The 607-nt window shown below is 42.0% G+C and carries 1 protein-coding gene; it reads left to right on the top strand.

The features are described 5' to 3' along the window. On the top strand, nt 1-607 hold a 607-nt coding region (locus QOS06_RS10715), incomplete at both ends, for a MiiA motif-containing surface protein (RefSeq protein WP_502868066.1).

Below are 607 nucleotides of genomic sequence, written 5' to 3'. Positions count from 1 at the left end.
CAGAAACCGAAGCTGATAAGATCACACCAAATGTTCCATCAACCAAGGAACCAGTAGCAAATACCAGCAGCTTAACTGAAACTGAAAAAGCTAAAGTTCAGAAGAATGTGGAAGACGCTAATAAGGGTAACTTCCCAGATGGCACTAAAGTTGATGTAGGTGCTGACGGAACAGCTACAGTAACTTATCCAGATAAGTCAACTGATACAATCCCAGGTAGCAAGTTGGTACGTCCAGAAAAAGACGCAGATAAGACTACTCCAAGTGTTCCAGAAACCGACGCTGAGAAGATCACACCAAATGTTCCAGGAACCCCTGAACCAGTAGCAAATACCAACAGCTTAACTGAAACTGAAAAAGCTAAAGTTCAGAAGAATGTGGAAGACGCTAATAAGGGTAACTTCCCAGATGGCACTAAAGTTGATGTAGGTGCTGATGGTACAGCAACGATTACCTATCCAGATAAGTCAACTGATACAATCAAAGGTAGCGATTTGGTACGTCCAGAAAACGACGCAGATAAGACTACTCCAACTGTTCCAGGCGACAAGGTAACTGTTAAGGATCCAAGTCACTTAACTGATGATGAAAAGAATCAAGTTAAGAA

This window comes from Limosilactobacillus sp. DJ3M12 (genome assembly GCF_947381695.1).
GTDB classification, from domain to species: Bacteria; Bacillota; Bacilli; order Lactobacillales; family Lactobacillaceae; genus Limosilactobacillus; species Limosilactobacillus kinnaridis.
The sequence above is the reverse complement of the archived record's forward strand: the minus strand, read 5'-3'. Positions and strand labels throughout refer to the sequence as shown.